This window comes from Colwellia demingiae, assembly GCF_007954275.1.
GTDB lineage: Bacteria > Pseudomonadota > Gammaproteobacteria > Enterobacterales > Alteromonadaceae > Colwellia > Colwellia demingiae.
Window position 1 is genome coordinate 152,034 of record NZ_VOLT01000004.1, and the last position, 17,062, is coordinate 169,095.

16 protein-coding genes, 1 other RNA gene and 1 pseudogene are annotated in these 17,062 nt (G+C 38.4%); 9 read left to right on the forward strand and 9 right to left on the reverse strand.

The window, feature by feature from the left end; genetic code table 11:
* Window positions 1-79: 79 nt before the first annotated feature.
* Together pilB and ESZ36_RS08775 are read right to left on the reverse strand one after the other, a co-directional pair.
* Window positions 80-1,780 (reverse strand): type IV-A pilus assembly ATPase PilB, encoded by a 1,701-nt coding sequence (gene pilB / locus ESZ36_RS08770; protein WP_146786477.1) that lies wholly within the window; start codon window positions 1,778-1,780, stop codon window positions 80-82.
* Between the two features lie 297 nt (window positions 1,781-2,077).
* A complete protein-coding gene (locus ESZ36_RS08775) occupies window positions 2,078-2,551 on the reverse strand; it encodes a pilin (RefSeq protein WP_170235818.1) in 474 nt (157 codons plus the stop codon).
* Window positions 2,552-3,252: 701 nt separating this feature from the next.
* Here ESZ36_RS08775 and rplM point away from each other — a divergent pair.
* The 7 genes from rplM (at window position 3,253) to ESZ36_RS08810 (ending at window position 8,387) form a co-directional block, all read left to right on the forward strand.
* Window positions 3,253-3,681, forward strand: a complete 429-nt coding sequence (gene rplM / locus ESZ36_RS08780) for a 50S ribosomal protein L13 (protein WP_011045172.1) — start codon at window positions 3,253-3,255, stop codon at window positions 3,679-3,681.
* Window positions 3,682-3,684: 3 nt separating this feature from the next.
* Window positions 3,685-4,077 (forward strand): 30S ribosomal protein S9, encoded by a 393-nt coding sequence (gene rpsI / locus ESZ36_RS08785; RefSeq protein WP_011045171.1) that lies wholly within the window; start codon window positions 3,685-3,687, stop codon window positions 4,075-4,077.
* A gap of 471 nt (window positions 4,078-4,548) precedes the next feature.
* Window positions 4,549-5,139, forward strand: coding sequence for a ubiquinol-cytochrome c reductase iron-sulfur subunit (gene petA / locus ESZ36_RS08790; protein WP_146786483.1), 591 nt, complete (start codon window positions 4,549-4,551; stop codon window positions 5,137-5,139).
* Window positions 5,139-6,416: a cytochrome b gene (locus ESZ36_RS08795; protein ID WP_198560109.1), complete on the forward strand. Its 1,278-nt coding sequence runs from the start codon at window positions 5,139-5,141 to the stop codon at window positions 6,414-6,416. Before petA ends, ESZ36_RS08795 begins: the two co-directional genes overlap by 1 nt.
* Window positions 6,416-7,174 (forward strand): cytochrome c1, encoded by a 759-nt coding sequence (locus ESZ36_RS08800; protein ID WP_146786485.1) that lies wholly within the window; start codon window positions 6,416-6,418, stop codon window positions 7,172-7,174. The genes ESZ36_RS08795 and ESZ36_RS08800 overlap by 1 nt, the downstream gene beginning before the upstream one ends.
* A 92-nt stretch (window positions 7,175-7,266) precedes the next feature.
* Entirely contained in the window at window positions 7,267-7,908 is a 642-nt protein-coding gene (sspA, locus tag ESZ36_RS08805) for a stringent starvation protein SspA (protein ID WP_146786488.1), read from the forward strand.
* A complete protein-coding gene (locus ESZ36_RS08810) occupies window positions 7,908-8,387 on the forward strand; it encodes a ClpXP protease specificity-enhancing factor (protein ID WP_146786491.1) in 480 nt (159 codons plus the stop codon). The genes sspA and ESZ36_RS08810 overlap by 1 nt, the downstream gene beginning before the upstream one ends.
* Before the next feature lie 96 nt (window positions 8,388-8,483).
* On the opposite strand, the gene ESZ36_RS08815 is transcribed toward ESZ36_RS08810, so the two are convergent.
* Genes ESZ36_RS08815 through ESZ36_RS08830 form a run of 4 tightly spaced genes read right to left on the reverse strand, consistent with a single transcriptional unit; the run spans window position 8,484 to window position 12,212 of the window.
* On the reverse strand, window positions 8,484-9,092 hold the full coding sequence (locus ESZ36_RS08815; RefSeq protein ID WP_146786494.1) for a BON domain-containing protein: 609 nt from the start codon (window positions 9,090-9,092) through the stop codon (window positions 8,484-8,486).
* Window positions 9,093-9,683, reverse strand: coding sequence for a phosphoheptose isomerase (locus ESZ36_RS08820; protein ID WP_146786497.1), 591 nt, complete (start codon window positions 9,681-9,683; stop codon window positions 9,093-9,095).
* A 53-nt stretch (window positions 9,684-9,736) separates the two neighbouring features.
* Complete coding sequence (locus tag ESZ36_RS08825; protein ID WP_146786501.1) at window positions 9,737-10,126, reverse strand: YraN family protein; 390 nt, start codon at window positions 10,124-10,126, stop codon at window positions 9,737-9,739.
* Window positions 10,113-12,212 (reverse strand): penicillin-binding protein activator, encoded by a 2,100-nt coding sequence (locus ESZ36_RS08830; protein WP_246129034.1) that lies wholly within the window; start codon window positions 12,210-12,212, stop codon window positions 10,113-10,115. The genes ESZ36_RS08825 and ESZ36_RS08830 overlap by 14 nt, the downstream gene beginning before the upstream one ends.
* A 367-nt stretch (window positions 12,213-12,579) precedes the next feature.
* Here ESZ36_RS08830 and rsmI point away from each other — a divergent pair, with 367 nt between their 5' ends.
* Window positions 12,580-13,428 carry a 16S rRNA (cytidine(1402)-2'-O)-methyltransferase gene (gene rsmI / locus ESZ36_RS08840; protein ID WP_146786506.1) on the forward strand — a complete coding sequence of 283 codons (849 nt, stop codon included), beginning with the start codon at window positions 12,580-12,582 and terminating at the stop codon, window positions 13,426-13,428.
* A gap of 102 nt (window positions 13,429-13,530) precedes the next feature.
* An RNA gene (gene rnpB, locus ESZ36_RS08845) (RNase P RNA component class A) lies at window positions 13,531-13,967 on the forward strand.
* A gap of 188 nt (window positions 13,968-14,155) precedes the next feature.
* Here the strand turns inward: rnpB and ESZ36_RS22870 are convergent.
* The 3 genes and pseudogenes from ESZ36_RS22870 to ESZ36_RS08860 all read right to left on the reverse strand — a co-directional run.
* Window positions 14,156-14,371 (reverse strand): annotated as a pseudogene (locus ESZ36_RS22870) (alkaline phosphatase D family protein); the annotation flags it as partial.
* A complete protein-coding gene (locus ESZ36_RS08855; protein ID WP_246129035.1) occupies window positions 14,365-15,702 on the reverse strand; it encodes a sensor histidine kinase in 1,338 nt (445 codons plus the stop codon). The gene ESZ36_RS08855 and the pseudogene ESZ36_RS22870, both read right to left, overlap by 7 nt.
* A complete protein-coding gene (locus ESZ36_RS08860; protein WP_146786509.1) occupies window positions 15,692-17,044 on the reverse strand; it encodes a sigma-54-dependent transcriptional regulator in 1,353 nt (450 codons plus the stop codon). The genes ESZ36_RS08855 and ESZ36_RS08860 overlap by 11 nt, the downstream gene beginning before the upstream one ends.
* Window positions 17,045-17,062: the final 18 nt, after the last annotated feature.

The window sequence follows — 17,062 nt, forward strand, 5'->3', positions numbered from 1 at the left end:
ACATTGAAGCAGGTAAAGTATTATCTATTAAATAGGTGAATTATTTCTTTAAGTATAAACAAGTTACCCGAAAGTCACTTTATGCGCTAGTTACTCGGTTAATTTCTTTTAAACTTGTCATACCGCTCATTGCTTTTAATAAACCTGATTGACGCAAGTTGTTATACCCCTCCTTTTGACATTGCTTTGCTATATCAAGAGAGTTGCCACCTTCCATGATAATAGAAGCAATAGTAGGGCTAATTTTGATAACTTCGTAAATGCCAACACGACCTTTATACCCTCCTGTGCAATGAGTACAGCCTACTGGTTTAAATAATTTAATTTCAGCTAATTTATCGGCAGGAAAACCTTGCTCGGCTAATTGCATTTCTGATAAAGGCTCTTCTTCTTTACACTGTGGACATAAACGTCTGGCAAGTCGCTGTGCAATAATAATCGAAACAGAGCTAGCGACGTTATAAGAAGGCACACCCATATTGAGTAAACGGGTCAGTGTCTCTGCAGCTGAGTTAGTATGTAGAGTTGATAACACCAGATGGCCAGTTTGCGCGGCTTTTATTGATATTTCAGCCGTTTCTAAATCACGAATTTCACCTACCATGACTATATCGGGATCTTGTCGTAAGAACGAACGCAATGCACTAGGAAACGTTAATCCTGCGCGATTATTAATTTGTACTTGGTTAATGCCTTCAAGGTTTATTTCGACCGGGTCTTCCGCAGTAGATATATTTCTTTCTTGGGTATTAAGAATGTTTAAACCAGTATACAAGGATACTGTTTTACCTGAGCCGGTCGGACCGGTAACTAAAATCATACCTTGCGGCTGTTCTAATGCTTCCATATATATTTTTTTCTGCTCTGCCTCGTAACCGAGCATATCAATACCGAGCATAGCACTGGAAGAATCCAGTATACGCATTACGACTTTTTCACCCCACATTGTGGGTAAAGTACTGACACGAAAATCAATCGACTTCTTCTTGGATAGTGCCAATTTAATTCGACCATCTTGTGGCACGCGACGTTCGGCAATATCCAATTTAGACATCACCTTAAAACGGGCTGCCATTCTTGAAGAGAGGCTTACCGGCGGCCTAGCTATTTCAGATAAAATGCCATCAATACGAAAGCGAATACGAAATGACTTTTCATAAGGCTCAAAATGTAAATCAGAAGCACCTTTTTTTATAGCATCAAGTAATATTTTATTGATGAAAACAACAATAGGTGCATCATCTTCACCGTTAGCATTATCTTCTTCTTTTTTTGACTCTTGAACATCGATACCTGCTAACTCATCTGCATCGATATCACTTATATCTAGTGCACTACTTTCATCTTCAAGTACTTTTTCAATACAAGTTTGCAGGCTTTTTTCGTCACACAATACTAGCTCTGTGCTGTAACCGGTATTAAACTGTATTTCTTCTAAAGCATCTAAATTAGTGGGATCTGACATAGCAACAAAAAGTACTTTGCCACGTAAATAAAGGGGTAAGGCATTATGTTTAATGATCAGCTTTTCATTACGAACACCATCAGGTACTAGGCTAGTATCAAAGTTGGATAACTGAATCTGAGGGTAGCCAAAACTTTTAGAAAGTACTTTCGCTATACTATTACCATCAATACTTTTGCTTTCAACCAAAAAACGAATGAAAGGTATATTTTGGCCGACGAAGTCAGTCGAAATATCATCTATTGATTCTAAAGGAATAAGGTTCTGTTTTGATAGTGCAGATAGCAGACTAGCTTGCTGGTGATTTCCTTTCATACTTTTAGCGGTTACCTTTTGAGAAAAAAATAGGCTTAATAATTTCAGTGTAACTTATAACGGTGTAATTGCATAAAGAGATTTAAAGCAAAGTAATAATTTCATTCACAAAAGTATGGTTGAAGTAAAAAAATAATTTATGTAAAGCAATTATCGCTTTATTCTAGCTAAAAACTAAGCAGCAGTTAACATGCTTACAGAATGTTTAGACAATAAAAAAGCTCCCGAAGGAGCTTTATATTAGTGGGTCAAATATTGAGTGTTAGCAAATATTCTGACCCTATGTCTTAGTATTTATTAACAAAGAGCTTCAGCTACACATGTACCTGATACGGTCCACTTTGCAGCGCCGCCGGCGGCTTGCTCAGCTGTTAGGATGTAGGTTAGGGCTTGAGCTCCTGCAAATTCAGCAGAAGATTTACCTGTAACGATAACATCACCGTTAGGTACAACTGTTTCAGGGGTATTGACATCATTATCAAGATCTTCGGTCTCTAATGTTACTATAACACTATCAACATATCGACCGTTTGCCCAACCAGTTACAATGCTTGAGTTAACATCAGTTAATACAGCACAGCCAGTACCTGATTGGATACAGATAACCACGGCTGACTTAGCCGAAGAAGTAGCAATCACTACTTCAGAAAATTTAGCTTTCTCTGTATAGGTCTGATAAGCAGGCAACGCAACTGCTGCCAAAATACCGATAATCGCTACCACGATCATTAATTCAATTAACGTAAAACCTTTCTGTGCACTTTTTTTCATATTTTGTAAGTTTTTCATATTTATACTTCCATTTAGTTTTTACGGGGGCTGGCTTCATACTGCGACAAAATTTAATAAATGTAAAACTTTGTTGCGACTTTTTTTATTTTTATTTCTGGTCAACCACTAGGTGGTTGTTTTATAATCTATTGTTAACTGAATATTAACTTTTTTTGAAGTATTGGCCTCTGTTACCACAAATCACGCTAAGATTTTCTAATATCAATGCCAGCTCCTCGTTTATCAGCAATAGCATCACTACTTAATAAGCACTAAAGGCCGTTAAAAGGTGTTGATTTATAGCTAAATAAATAGCTGCTTTTGTACTGTATTATATCTTGCACCTTTAATAAGACCGAAGTGTGGTTAACATCAGTTAAGCTCTTATGGATACCACGATAAAAATAAATAGATTATGGGTAATAAATAGTAAAATGGCACTGAATTCAAAAAATTAACTATTTATTCAACAAATATAGGTGATTTTAGCTAATTCTTTCTGTATAATCCGCGCTCCCTACGTTACAAAAGCCTATTGTTTTGTGGTTTGTTTTTACTTTTAAGTTTTACTTTAAAGTAAAGTCCCTATAAATAGTGGCGCTGGGCTCGATGCTCGAAGGGGCAATGGCGTAGTCCATTTAACCGGTAATTTAAATTTTTAGATTATCATTTAAGTAACATTTTTAAGATTGGGTTTTTTAATGAAAACTTTTGTAGCAAAACCAGCAAGCGTACAACGCGAATGGTTCTTAGTGGACGCCGAAGATAAAACTTTAGGTCGTATCGCTACTGAAATTGCAACCCGTTTACGCGGTAAGCATAAAGCAGAATATACACCTCACGTAGATACTGGCGATTATATCGTTGTTATCAATGCTGAGAAAGTACGTGTAACAGGTAACAAAGCGAAAGGTAAAATTTACTACTCGCATACTGAATTCCCTGGTGGACTTAAGCAAATTAGCTTTGAAAAGTTAATTGAAAAAGCACCAACACGCGTTCTTGAATTTGCAGTGAAAGGCATGCTACCTAAAGGTCCTTTAGGTCGCGAAATGTTCCGCAAATTAAAAGTATATGCAGGCCCTGAGCATGCACATACAGCACAACAACCACAACTTTTGGAGCTTTAAGCAATGGCTGATAATCAATATTACGGTACTGGTCGTCGCAAGAGCTCAACTGCTCGTGTGTTTATGAAAGCTGGTAACGGTGCAATCACAATTAACAAACGTGACATTTCTGAGTACTTCGGTCGTGAAACTGCTCGTATGGTTGTTCGTCAACCATTAGAGTTAGTTGAAATGTTAGAAAAGTTTGACTTCAACATCTCTGTAGTAGGTGGTGGTATTTCAGGTCAAGCTGGCGCGATTCGTCACGGTATTACTCGTGCATTAATGGTTTTTGATGAAACTCTACGTGGTGAACTACGTAAAGCTGGATTCGTTACTCGTGATGCTCGTAAAGTTGAACGTAAGAAAGTTGGTCTTCATAAAGCACGTAAGAAGCCACAATTCTCAAAACGTTAATATTCGTCATATTCAGGATTTATACAGCATTGTCTGCGCTGTTTGCCCCAGTCACTTAGTTAACCTATGGTTAGCTAAAATAAGTTGGGGCTCACAACTTGACCGCTTTGTCTAAATCCAGAATATTTAGAATATATGCATTTAAAGAACCGACCTTGTGTCGGTTTTTTTATGCCCAAAACAAACCTATCCTTTTTGTTAATAATTCCTATTAACTTGACATAAATATCCTTTATTTATTCTATTTCAAAGTATTTCAAATTATTTCTGTTTTTACAGTGCCTAAGCCCCTTTTTATCTTGTAAAAAACACGCTACTTCTTTATGATCGTAAAAATTTTTTGTCGATATACCACTTGGTATGAATTTGATCTAACAAAAACAAACGCTGTGCTTGCTGGTTGTTATAAATTTATCGCTTAGTTAGTCATAAAAATAATTGTTTTGTTAGTGTCTTAGTTGGAGAGTATGAATGAGCAATGTGCCTGTAAATAACGGCCGCAGACGCTTCCTAACCGCTGCTACTGCAGTTGTTGGTGGTGTTGGTGTGGCTGGGGCTGCTGTACCTTTTATTGCTTCCTGGAATCCAAGTGCTCGCGCGAAAGCTGCGGGTGCTCCAGTTGAAGTTAATATAGGTAAAATACAGCCTGGTCAATTAATCCGCGCTGAATGGCGTGGTAAACCCGTTTATATAGTACGTAGAACGGAAAAAACAGTTAGTAATTTAGCTAAACACGATGACCAGTTGCGTGATCCTAATTCTGAAAAAGCCCAGCAACCTGTTTATGCAACTAATGCCTATCGTTCAATTAAACCTGAATTCTTAGTTGCCTTAGGTGTTTGTACTCACTTAGGTTGTGCTCCTACTCACCATGCTGGTGATTTCGACCAGTTTGTTGAAGGCGTTCCAAATGGCTTCTTCTGTCCATGTCATGGTAGTAAATTTGATATGGCTGGTCGTGTATTTCAAGGCGTTCCAGCACCATTAAATTTAGTGGTTCCAGATCATTCTTATATCAATGATGACACGTTGTTGATCGGTGTTAGTCAAGGAGACGTATAATGTTAATGAAATTAGCGACTGACTTCATGGGCTGGATTGATAAACGTTTACCTGTGACTGATGCTTGGAATAAACATTTAGCTCAGTATCCAGCACCAAAAAACTTTAACTTTTGGTACTTTTTTGGCTCTTTAGCCATGTTAGTACTAGTTAACCAAATTGTTACTGGTATTTGGTTAACAATGAACTATGAACCATCTGGCGATGGTGCATTTGCCTCTGTTGAATATATTATGCGTGATGTCGATTTCGGTTGGTTATTGCGTTATATGCATTCTACTGGAGCGTCTGCCTTTTTCGTAGTCGTATACATGCATATGATGCGTGGTCTTATGTACGGTTCATACCAAAAACCTCGTGAATTACTATGGATCTTCGGCATGTTGATCTTCTTAGTGTTAATGGCTGAAGCCTTTATGGGCTACTTATTACCTTGGGGTAATATGTCATATTGGGGTGCACAGGTAATTATTTCTTTGTTTGGCGCTGTACCAATTATTGGTGATGATTTAACGCTTTGGATACGTGGTGATTACGTAATCTCGGGTGCTACATTAAACCGCTTCTTCGCTTTACACGTTATTGCTATGCCATTGGTATTGGTTGTTCTAGTGTTCTTACATATTCTTGCTTTGCATGAAGTGGGTTCAAATAACCCTGAAGGTGTTGACATTAAAAAGCCTAAAGGCAGTGTTAAACCTGAAGAACTAAGTAAGTTTACTTTCCATAAACAATATAGTGAAAAATACGACATTGTTGATGCTGTTCCATTTCATCCTTATTACTCTGTTAAAGATATTATGGGCGTTGCTGGTTTCTTATTTTTATTCTGTTGGGTGATGTTCTTTGCACCAGAGGGCGGTGGTTACTTTATGGAAGCACCAAACTTTACTCCTGCGAATGGTTTGAAAACACCTGAGCATATTGCACCAGTATGGTATTTTGGTCCGTTCTACACAATTTTACGTGTTGTTCCTGATAAGTTATTAGGCGCGGTTGCTATGTTTGGCGCTATCGTGATGTTATTTGCCTTACCATGGTTCGATCGTGGTGTAGTAAAATCTGTTCGCTATCGTTCAAAATTACACTTAGTTAACTTAATTCAATTCGCTATATGTTTTGTTGTTCTTGGCGCTTTAGGTACTATGCCTGCAACACCAACGGCTAACTTAATTGGTGTGATTGCAAGTTTTGGTTATTTTGGTTTCTTTATTGCTTTGTGGTTCTACAGCAAAAATGAAAATACTAAACCAGTACCTGAGAGGATTGCAGACTAATGAAAAAATTAATTATAGCCGCTACTTTCGGCATACTTTTCAGCGTAACGACACTTTTGTCGTTCACCGCTGTTGCCTCAGGCCCTAGTATTCATCTAGATAAAGCTAATAATGATTTATCGGATAAAGAGTCTTTGAAAAAAGGTTTTACAACATATCTTAACTATTGTTTAGGCTGTCATCAGTTACAATACCAGCGTTACAATCGTACTTTTAACGATTTAGGTATTGATAAAGATGATGGTGTTGCTAACTTCATGCCCACAGGTGACAAAATTGGTGGTCATATTCTAAATACCATGCCGGAAAATGAAGCGGCAAAATGGTTTGGTAGTGCGCCACCAGATTTAACATTGGAAGCACGTTTACGTAGTCCTGATTGGATCTATACTTATTTACGTTCTTTTTATATTGATGAATCACGTCCATTTGGCGTAAACAATACAGTATTTAAAGATGTAGGTATGCCGCACGTTTTACAAAGTTTGCAAGGTGTAAGTACTTTAGTTGTACATAAAGAGCTTGACGAACATGGCGAAGAGCACGAAGTCTCTAGCTTATCACCAGCAATGGGTGGTAGTTTAACTGCTGAAGAGTATGATGTAGTAGTACGTGACTTAACAAACTTCTTAGAATATGTTGGTGAACCGAATAAACTTGAGCGTAAAGCGATTGGTTATTGGGTATTAGCTTTCTTATTCTTCTTCTTTATTATTTCTTATTTCCTTAAGAAAGAATATTGGAAAGACGTACACTAAGTTATTATTGCAATAAATTTCAGGGGAATTCGATAGTTAAATATCGAATTCCCCTTTGTTAGTTTTTAAAGTAAACGATTTTAGGAGGCTCTATGGCCGTAGCAGCAAATAAACGCTCTGTGATGACGTTGTTCTCTCATGCCGATGATATGTACAGTCATCAGACACGCATTGTTCTAGCAGAAAAAGGTGTTGGTGTAGACATCAACTTAGTTGATTTAGCTAACTTGCCTGAAGACCTATTGGACTTGAATCCATATGGTACAGTACCGACTTTAATTGATCGTGAATTAGCACTATATGAAGCTAAAATCATTGTTGAATATTTAGATGAACGTTTTCCTCATCCACCATTGATGCCAGTATATCCGGTGGCGCGTGGTCGTAGCCGCTTGTTGATGCATCGCATGGAGCAAGATTGGTATAGCCTTACTAAAGTGATTATGTCTGGAACTGCAGCAGAAGCAGCAAAAGCACGTCAAGAGTTAACAGAGAGCTTGTTAAGTATTGCACCAATTTTGAATGAAGCGCCATACTTTATGAGCGAAGAATATAGTTTGGTTGATTGTTATTTAGCACCATTATTATGGCGTTTGCCTGTATTTGGTATTGAATTGACTGGTCAAGGTTCAAAAGAACTTAAAACGTATATGTTACGCGTGTTTGAACGTGAATCATTTCAAGCTTCATTGACTGAAGAAGAACGTGAATTACGCTTTGGTCATCCAGCCTAATGGATGACGCAACACCAAACTCAATGAGCTCGAATAAGCCTTACTTAGTTAAAGCTTTCTATGAGTGGATTTCAGACAATGACTTAACGCCATACATCATGGTGGACGTCAATGTTTATGGTGTATTAGTACCAATGAGTTATGTCGCTGATGGGCAGATTGTTTTGAATGTTGCCAGTTCAGCTGTTGGTACTATCGCATTGGGTGATAAAGCTATTGAGTTTAGTGCCCGTTTTGGCGGTAAATTAGAGCACATTACTGTACCTTATGGTGCTGTAGGTGCTATATATGCCAAAGAAAACGGCGCTGGGACTTCATTACCAATCGAACATCCTATTGTGGATGAAGATGAGGTGGTTGATGTGATCCCTGAAAAACCAAAGTCTACTTTAAGTAGTGTTGCTTCAACGGGTAGTGAGACAGAAAAGTCGAACAAACCCAAAGGAAAAAGTAAAGCTAGCCTGAAAATTATTAAATAATTTTAATCTTGTTAGTGTCATTAATATAAAAACCTGTAAATATCGTTGATATTTACAGGTTTTTTTTGTCTTGATATTCAGTAATCTAAATAAGCGTTAGATATACTCAAAGGCCTTAAATACACGGCTTACACCGTTAATGTTACGCGTGATTTCTACCACAATATTAGCTTCTTGCTTCGTTACTAAGCCCAAGAGAAATACTTCAGAATTTTCAGTGACAACTTTAATATCTTTCGCATTAACATCGCCATTGGCAAGCAAAGCAGATTTGACTTTAGACGTTAGCCAAATATCATTACTCTGCGTTGATATGGCTGTTGTAGAGCCAATACGGACTTGATTATGTATGGTGACAATGTCAGGAACATCTTGGATGGTTTTTATCGCGAGGTCTCTCAGGTAGCTATTAGGAGCCTGACCAATAACTAAAACAGTGCCGTTCATACTAATCACATGTAAGTTAGTATTATCAGATAGTGCCTTTTGCTTGTTCAATTCATTATGAGCGATAAACTCAATACTTTGATCATCAATTTGTTTACTAAAAGTTCGTCTATCTGCCACCATAGTAGCTCCCGCGGTAACGGCAACTACCGTGGCTACGGCACAACCTTGCACGGCAGAAACGAGCATGAGAAGCCCTGCAATTCGTGCCATTTTTCTTTTAGCCAATGCAGACAAGCCACTTTTTAGAACAACCATTTATGAGTCACCTTCCGGGAACAGGGTAGTATCAATAATCTCGCATAAACTATGCAAAACAACTAAATGAACTTCCTGAATTCTGGATGTTCTTGCAGAAGGCACGCGGATTTCAACATCGCCTTCACCTAATAATCCTGAAATATCACCACCATCGAAGCCCGTTAAGGCAATAATTGGAATATCACGTGATACTGCACTCTCAATAGCTTTCACTACATTTCGCGAGTTACCACTGGTAGAAATAGCTAACAATACATCGCCATTATGACCAAGGGCTCTTATCTGTTTGGAAAAAACTTCATCATATTGATAGTCATTAGCGATTGAAGTAATGGTAGAAATATCACTATTTAGAGATATTGCCGGCAGGCTAGGGCGTTCAGTTTCATATTTATTGAGTAATTGTGCACAAAAATGTTGAGCATGACCAGCAGAGCCACCATTGCCACAAGAGATAATTTTATTGCCGCCTAGCAGGCATTGAACCATCATCATACCAGCATGTTCAATAGATGGTCCTAACAACTCGCTAGCAGCTATTTGTGTTTGAATGCTTTCGGTAAAATTGTTTTTGATCTGTTCTAGCATGGAAAACGGACTCCGCGACTATTTAAAATGAGTAATGAGTTAATTATGAAAAGCTAAAAGGCATTTTTTAACCAAGTAACTTGTGGCTGATTAATATCGCCTTCAAGCGCTACCACATCAACACGGCAGGAAGTATTATATTCATTTAAGCCGCTTTGATGTAGATAAAATGTTATGCAATGTTTAACCTTTTTCTGTTTACTCGCTGAAATAGCGGCAATTGCACCACCAAACCCTTTATTTTTACGATATTTTACTTCAACAAAAACATAAGTATCACCCTCAAGCATAATGAGATCAATTTCTCCTTGGCGAGAATGGAAATTTTTTTCAATAAGTCTTAACCCTTGTTTAGACAAATACTGTTCAGCATAGCTTTCCGTAACTTGTCCTTTATCGGTACTGCTTGTATCTTTAGCTGAGGCTTTGTTATTCCATAGCAATAGAAATTACCCTGTTTTTCTTGTAAACACCCCAAAGTAAGCTTCGTGTCAAAATGCTATTTTCATTTAACTTGAGTACTCCTGTTTGTCCCCAGTGATGGAGATAAGGCGCTTGTTGCATTAACGGAATTTTATTGATGAGTTGGTAGATGTCATATCCCATAGCGAAAAGTCGAGATAAGCCATCACTACGCTTTGGCCAAAGTTCTTGACTCATAGTCGCCAACTCTGAGTTTTGCTCGCTAGCTAGCAACCAAGGGATTTCTGTAAACGTTAACCCTTGTAAGTCACTATTACTACTGTAATCTGTTTGAGTACTGTGGCTTCGGGAGCTAGCATAAACAGGAATTATTTCAGCAAATTCACTTATGTTGACTTCAATATACGGCTTTACTAAGCGCGTTTGCTCAGGGGTACCAACGAGATAAATCATATCAATATCGCGTCGATTACGGGTTTTAGTTTTGATACTCTGGTTCAAGCGGCTTTTGAGCTTAGTAATACGAGCCTTACTCTTATCTACCGATAAACTGGTTTTAATATTCTCTTGCATTTGAGCGCCCGTATCATAATACACCACCTCAATTGAGTTACCTGTTATCCGCTGCCACTGTTTGACAAACGCTTGGGCAATTCGCTTACTAACAATGTTCTTTTGGCTTAATACAACCGGGTGCATAAAATTTTGGCGACTCAGCGTTGTTGCTGCTTGCTTGGCTTCATCTTCAGGGCGCATAGAAAGTACGGTATGATGACGTGTTAACGAAGCCTTTGCTGGAATATTTAACAGCAAAGTATCTATAGCTTTATTATTCTGCGTTGGTTGTAAATAGCTCTTTATTGCAGAATCGCTGTCGATGGCAGTGATATAATCTGCTGATTTACCTTGATTGATTGATGATGTGTTTAAAATGTCCTCGGCTTTATTGATATCAAATAAACCCGAACTGGCATTTAGCAAGCCATCATTTTGCGATTGTGTTTGTGCACTTGTGTGGCTGATGTATTTATCTACATTGGACTTAAGTAATGGCCCAATCACATAATCTACTTTTAATGTTGTAAAATCATTAGTTAATCCGTACCAGTTGACGGTATTACTATCGACAAAGTGTAGACTTTTAGTTTCGTCGTTAGCAAAACTGGCTAAAACACCTTGCTGAATTGCTCGTCCAGCAGACTGTTGTTTTCCACTTAATGGCAGGATCACCGCAATATTTTTAATTTTTTTTGGGGCGATAACATGAGTTGAAAGCTGTTTTGCGATGACATTAGCAGGGTGTAGTTTGAATTTTTTTTGCCATATGCTCAGATGATATTTCATTTGCGCTTGATTGCCACCAAACTTATTCGCTAAGTTAGTTAACATTAACCAACCTTTACTGTCAGGTGCTTTATCCAACGCAAGCAAGTTCAGTTGCCATTGAGATAGGGTCTGCAAGTTATTCCAAATATTGGTTATTTGCTGCTGGCTTTGTGTGTTAGCCGGAGTGACTGAAAATTCGAACAACTGGGCATTTAAAGCGGAGATAGGTTGTTTTTCTTCATGAAATGCAGCACTTAATAATCGGTAATAGGTAGCGGTAAGTAGTATTCTATTTTCTGCGGCATACTGCTCAAGTTGATTGAGTTGTAAATGACTCTCTGCGTAATAACCAAGTTGCTGTAAACTACTCGCTTTAATTAGAACCAGCTGTACTTTCTCATGATTATCATTAATTATATTTTTATCGATCAGTGGCAACGTTTTATCTGCAAGCCAAAGCGCTTTGGAGTAATCTTCTTGCTGATAAAACAGTTTGGTCGCAATAAGTAATTCACCTACAGCAGCATTGGTATCTAACGTTTTAGCAAGTTCAATATGTTGTTCAGCAGATAATGCTCCTGCATTGTCAGTAACCTCTTCAATTTCAGTGAGTGCTTGAGTCTGTGTTTTAGCATCAGGAACTTGCTTAGTACTACAACTCGCAAGGAAAGTAAGCAACAGGATAGGTAATATTTGAGATTTGAAATGTTGAAAATGCATTGAAAAGTAATCTACCTTTGTTGGCTTTAATCTTACACGTAAAGATGCTGTTTTTAACACAATAAATAAATCCGTGCATATTGCTATCAGTATGGGGTTATAATAAACGCCTACGAAGTGAGTCACAACTAATAAATACCCATGTTACTTCAGAATGCGGGGTTCAGCTGGAATTAGAAACGCCTTTAGGTAAGGCATTGATTGAAGAGAATAGTTATTCTATTGTCGAAATTAATAACGCAACATAAAGCGTTTCTAAACCAGCCCTGTGGGGATTCCTGAGGAAATCATGCTCATCGTTGCCTCTCTTTTTAAGGGAACAACCCTTAATAAAAAGAGGCGCCTTGATCATGAATTGCTCAGGTATCCTGAAACACGTATTTTGAGGTATCATGGGTATATGCCTAATCAAGTGAAGTAAGTTTACATGAGTGAAACAACCCTAACCCCAGCTACTCTTTATATTGTCGCAACCCCAATTGGTAATTTAGGAGATATCAGCCAAAGGGCAATTGATATATTAACGCAAGTTGATGTTATTGCTTGTGAAGATACTCGTCATACAGGAAAACTGCTGTCTGCATTTTCCATTAAAAACAAAACCATGTCATTACATGACCATAATGAACGTCAACGGCAGGACCAAGTGGCTAGCATGTTACAAGAAGGCAAAACAATTGCGCTTGTCTCTGATGCAGGAACCCCCTTAATCAGTGATCCTGGCTTTCATCTTGTTCGCCATTGTCGAAGCCTTGGTTTACAAGTTTCACCTATCCCAGGTGCCTGTGCCGCTATTTCCGCTCTATCGGTTGCGGGCTTACCTACCGATAGGTTTACCTTTGAGGGTTTTTTACCTTCTAAATCAGGTGCCAGACAAGCAACATTAACAGCTTTAGCTGATGAATCACGCACCATGGTTTTTTATGATGCACCACGTAGGGCTATCGACACGGTTCAAGATATTGTCGCTACTTTAGGTGGTGAACGCTATATTGTTATTGCTCGAGAGTTGACTAAAACGTTTGAAACTATTCACAGCGACACTGCTGAAAACCTACTTGCTTGGCTGGAACAAGATGCTAATCAGTTAAAGGGCGAAATGGTGTTAATCATCGAAGGTTATAAAGCGACTGAAAATGAAATATCAGCAGAGGTCATTAATACGCTAAAATTACTACTAGCAGAGATGAAGCCTAAAAAGGCCTGTGCTATTGCTGCTGAAATTTATGGCGTTAAGAAAAATGCGCTATATGAGGTTGCTTTAGGACTTAAGTAAGGTCATTTATACCAATTGAATTAAATAAGTGAGCAATGTTTTATTTCAATTGGTATTAGTAAAGGTTATAGACATTTCCACTGAATAAGGTAAAATGCGCGCCGAGTTGACCAGACAATCGCTGCTTTATCGTTGTATTTCAAATTTCGGTTTGATCTAGACAGATAGGGGGGAGGAAAGTCCGGGCTCCAATGAGCAGGGTGCCAGGTAACGCCTGGGCGGCGTGAGCCGACGACAAGTGCAGCAGAGAGAAGACCGCCGATGACCGCTTGCGGAACAGGTAAGGCTGAAAGGGTGCGGTAAGAGCGCACCGGATTGCTGGTAACAGTAATTGCAGGGTAAACTCCACCTGGAGCAAGACCAAATAGGGTTTCATGATTATTAAAACGCAAGTTTCGATAATATAAGCGTGGCTCGCGTGGAAACCGGGTAGGTTGCTTGAGCTATAGAGCGATTTATAGCCTAGACGAATGATTGTCATCTTGTTTACTTTTAGTGAATGAGCTACAAAACCCGGCTTATAACGGTCAACTCACTTATTTTGGTAAAACCGCTTGTTTTTATTTTACAAAACAAGCGGTTTTCTAAAATCTTTCAAAAGAATAACATTAACTTCAAATTTTTATCTTCAAGCCTATAAATTCAAGAATTAATTGACGGTTAGTCACATTATCTCAATATTAATTTTAACTCTTTATTATAATTTCAGACTCATATTAGCTGTAGCTTATTTTTTATCGTATGGGCTAATCGAAGATAGCGGCATTTTTTGCTGACTGAATACCTTGCCATTAACATCTTTTAAATTCAGTGTGATTTGAGGATCGACTTGCTGCCAATCAATGAGTAACTCACCATAATTTACTTTATTAATGAATTCTCCTACGCGATGTTTGTTAGGGCTTACTTCTTTCCACTCCTCTGTTAAACCTGACCTTACGAGTGAGCTTTATTGTCCACCGGCCAGGTCATCCTAATTCTTGCGCCATGCTCAGTATTTTCTAAGGTGAATTCACCACCATGGTTACGGGTGATTTCAGCGCACAGTGACAATCCAATACCTGAGCCATGACTCTTAGTGGTGTAAAAAGGTGTCAAAGCATTATCAAGGTTGGCAAAACCAGGGCCATTATCTGTAATATCAATTACTTGCTTGGTCTGTTGGTAACCTTGTGAATTTTCTTGTCGGTAGTACAAGCTAACGTCAATTTTGCAACGCTCTTCATCACAAGCTTCTTGGGCGTTCTTGAAAATATTAATGAGTATTTGTGCCATTTGCTGCTCGTCAGCAAAACATTGGTTACTGCCTTGGTAGTTTATTATACAAGGCTCTGTGATCATGGACTTAGCTTCTTCAAGTAAATCATTAAATTCAAACCAAGTTGATTTTGGAGTAGGTAATTGACTCAACTGACTGTACTGTTCAATAAAACTAAGTAAGCGATTACTTCGCTGTCTGATCCGACTTAAGACTAAGCGTACTTGATCTTCATTAAAACTGTCATTACATAACAACGTATCAGCCATTGATGCCATGGGTGTTAAAGAATTACGTAGCTCATGAGCTAATACCCTAATAAGGTTTTGCTGAGTAGTACTTTGTTGTTGGTGTAATGGTTGAGAGATATCTAAAGCAGAAAAAATATGGCATTTTTTTTGTTGAAAGAGGTAGCTGATACTCTGACATTGCCATTGTTGATTAAACTGGCTGTGGGTTAAGTTACCATTGTCGATGACAAAGCCTAAATCTTTTGCGGCTGTGCCAATAAGCATAGGTTGTTGAATTTTCTCTTTCATGGCGATATTACGATAGCTTAATTGATTATTCTCATCAAATAAACACACGGGGATTGGCCAAGAATCGAGTATATGACTCAGTACATTTTCCAGGGTTTGGTTTTGTTGCAACTTATGGGCGTTACCTATGGCTAGGGCTGATATTTCCTGCTGTAACTCAGCTAGTAAATTGTCTTGATGTTGCTCTTTGAACCGTAAATTTGTTTCACCTTCACGGACAACTTGCGTATACGTAGTAAGTTGCATGATGGCTTGTTTCCAAAAGTTATAACTACGCCAAGCAAGCCAAATGAGCGGATAAGATAAAAAAAACACTAACGTGGCTGTCGCCAATTTACTCCAGGCAAGGGTATAAGTGAGCGCAATGATTAAGGCCAATATAACCATTAATGTCGTTGCTAAGCCAAAGATCAGCCACTGTTCATGACTGAATTTCATATTTAACGGTTTTGCAGGTTTATTGGTGTTATTCGACATGATGAATGGCAAACTTTTCTAAACGTCGATAAAGTGCATTACGAGATATATCGAGTAATTTTGCTGCTTCTATCACTTGACCACCTGTGACTGTCATCGCTTTTTCAATCAACTGTTTCTCTGCTTGTTCAAGCGGTTGTAACATTACAGAATCATCGGTGCTATCGGCATTTTCCAGTAATAATTGCTGTGCTGTTATTTTATCTCCGCTGGTTAGTAAAACAGCACGTTCAATCACATGACTAAACTCACGAATGTTGCCCGGCCAACTGTGCTGTTTTAATTTACTGAGCGCACAAGGGCTGATGCTTAATGCTTGTTTACGATACTTTTCACTGAATTTAGTGATAAAGCAATTGGCCAAGTCTGAAATATCTTCGAGTCTTTCTCGCAATGGTGGAATAGTAATAACAATAGTATTTAAACGGTACAATAAATCTTGGCGAAACGCTTGTTCACTTATCAGTTGATTGAGGTTAGCATTGGTTGCACTAATCAAACGAACATCAGCAACTTGTGTTTGGCTCGAACCTAAAATCTCATAGTGACCTGTTTCTAACACACGCAATAATTTAGGCTGAAGTGTTAGTGGTAAAGATCCGATCTCATCAAAAAATAAAGTCCCTTTCTCTGCGAGTTGAAATCGACCAACTCGATTCTGTTTAGCATCAGTAAAGGCACCTTTTTGATGGCCAAAGAGTTCACTCTCAAACAAATTATCAGGAATTGCTGCCATGTTCACCGCGATTAGTGGTGCCTGCTGGCGTGATGATAATTGATGAATTCGTTCGGCAAGCAGTGATTTACCGGTACCATTTTCACCTAATATTAATATATTGGCATCAGTTGGTGCTATTTGTGCTACCAAGGTTTCAATGGCTTGCATACTGGGTGATTGACAGACCCAAGCTTTTTTATTTTCGCCGGCGAGCAATTGTCGGTAACCTTGGTTTTGTTCTTTTACCCGAGAAAAGCTTAATTGCTGTTTAATACTATTTAGTAGCTTAAGCTTGTTCCATGGCTTTTCTATAAAATCATTGGCGCCTTTTTGTAAGCCTTCTACCGCTAGCTCAATTGAGCCCCACGCTGTCATTAAAATCACCGGGATATTTAATGGCTGTAACTGCTCTAAAATGGCTAAGCCTTCTTGACCGCTAGTGGTATCTCGAGAAAAATTCATATCCAACAACACTAAATCTGGCTGTTGTTGATTACTTTGTATGATGATTTCTTTAGCGTTAGCCGCCTCAATAATCTGATACCCCTGTGCGCTGAGTAATAAGTTTAATGCTAAACGAATATCTTCATCATCATCTGCAATTAAAATGGTGGCGTTTGACATAGGGTTTTCCATAAATTA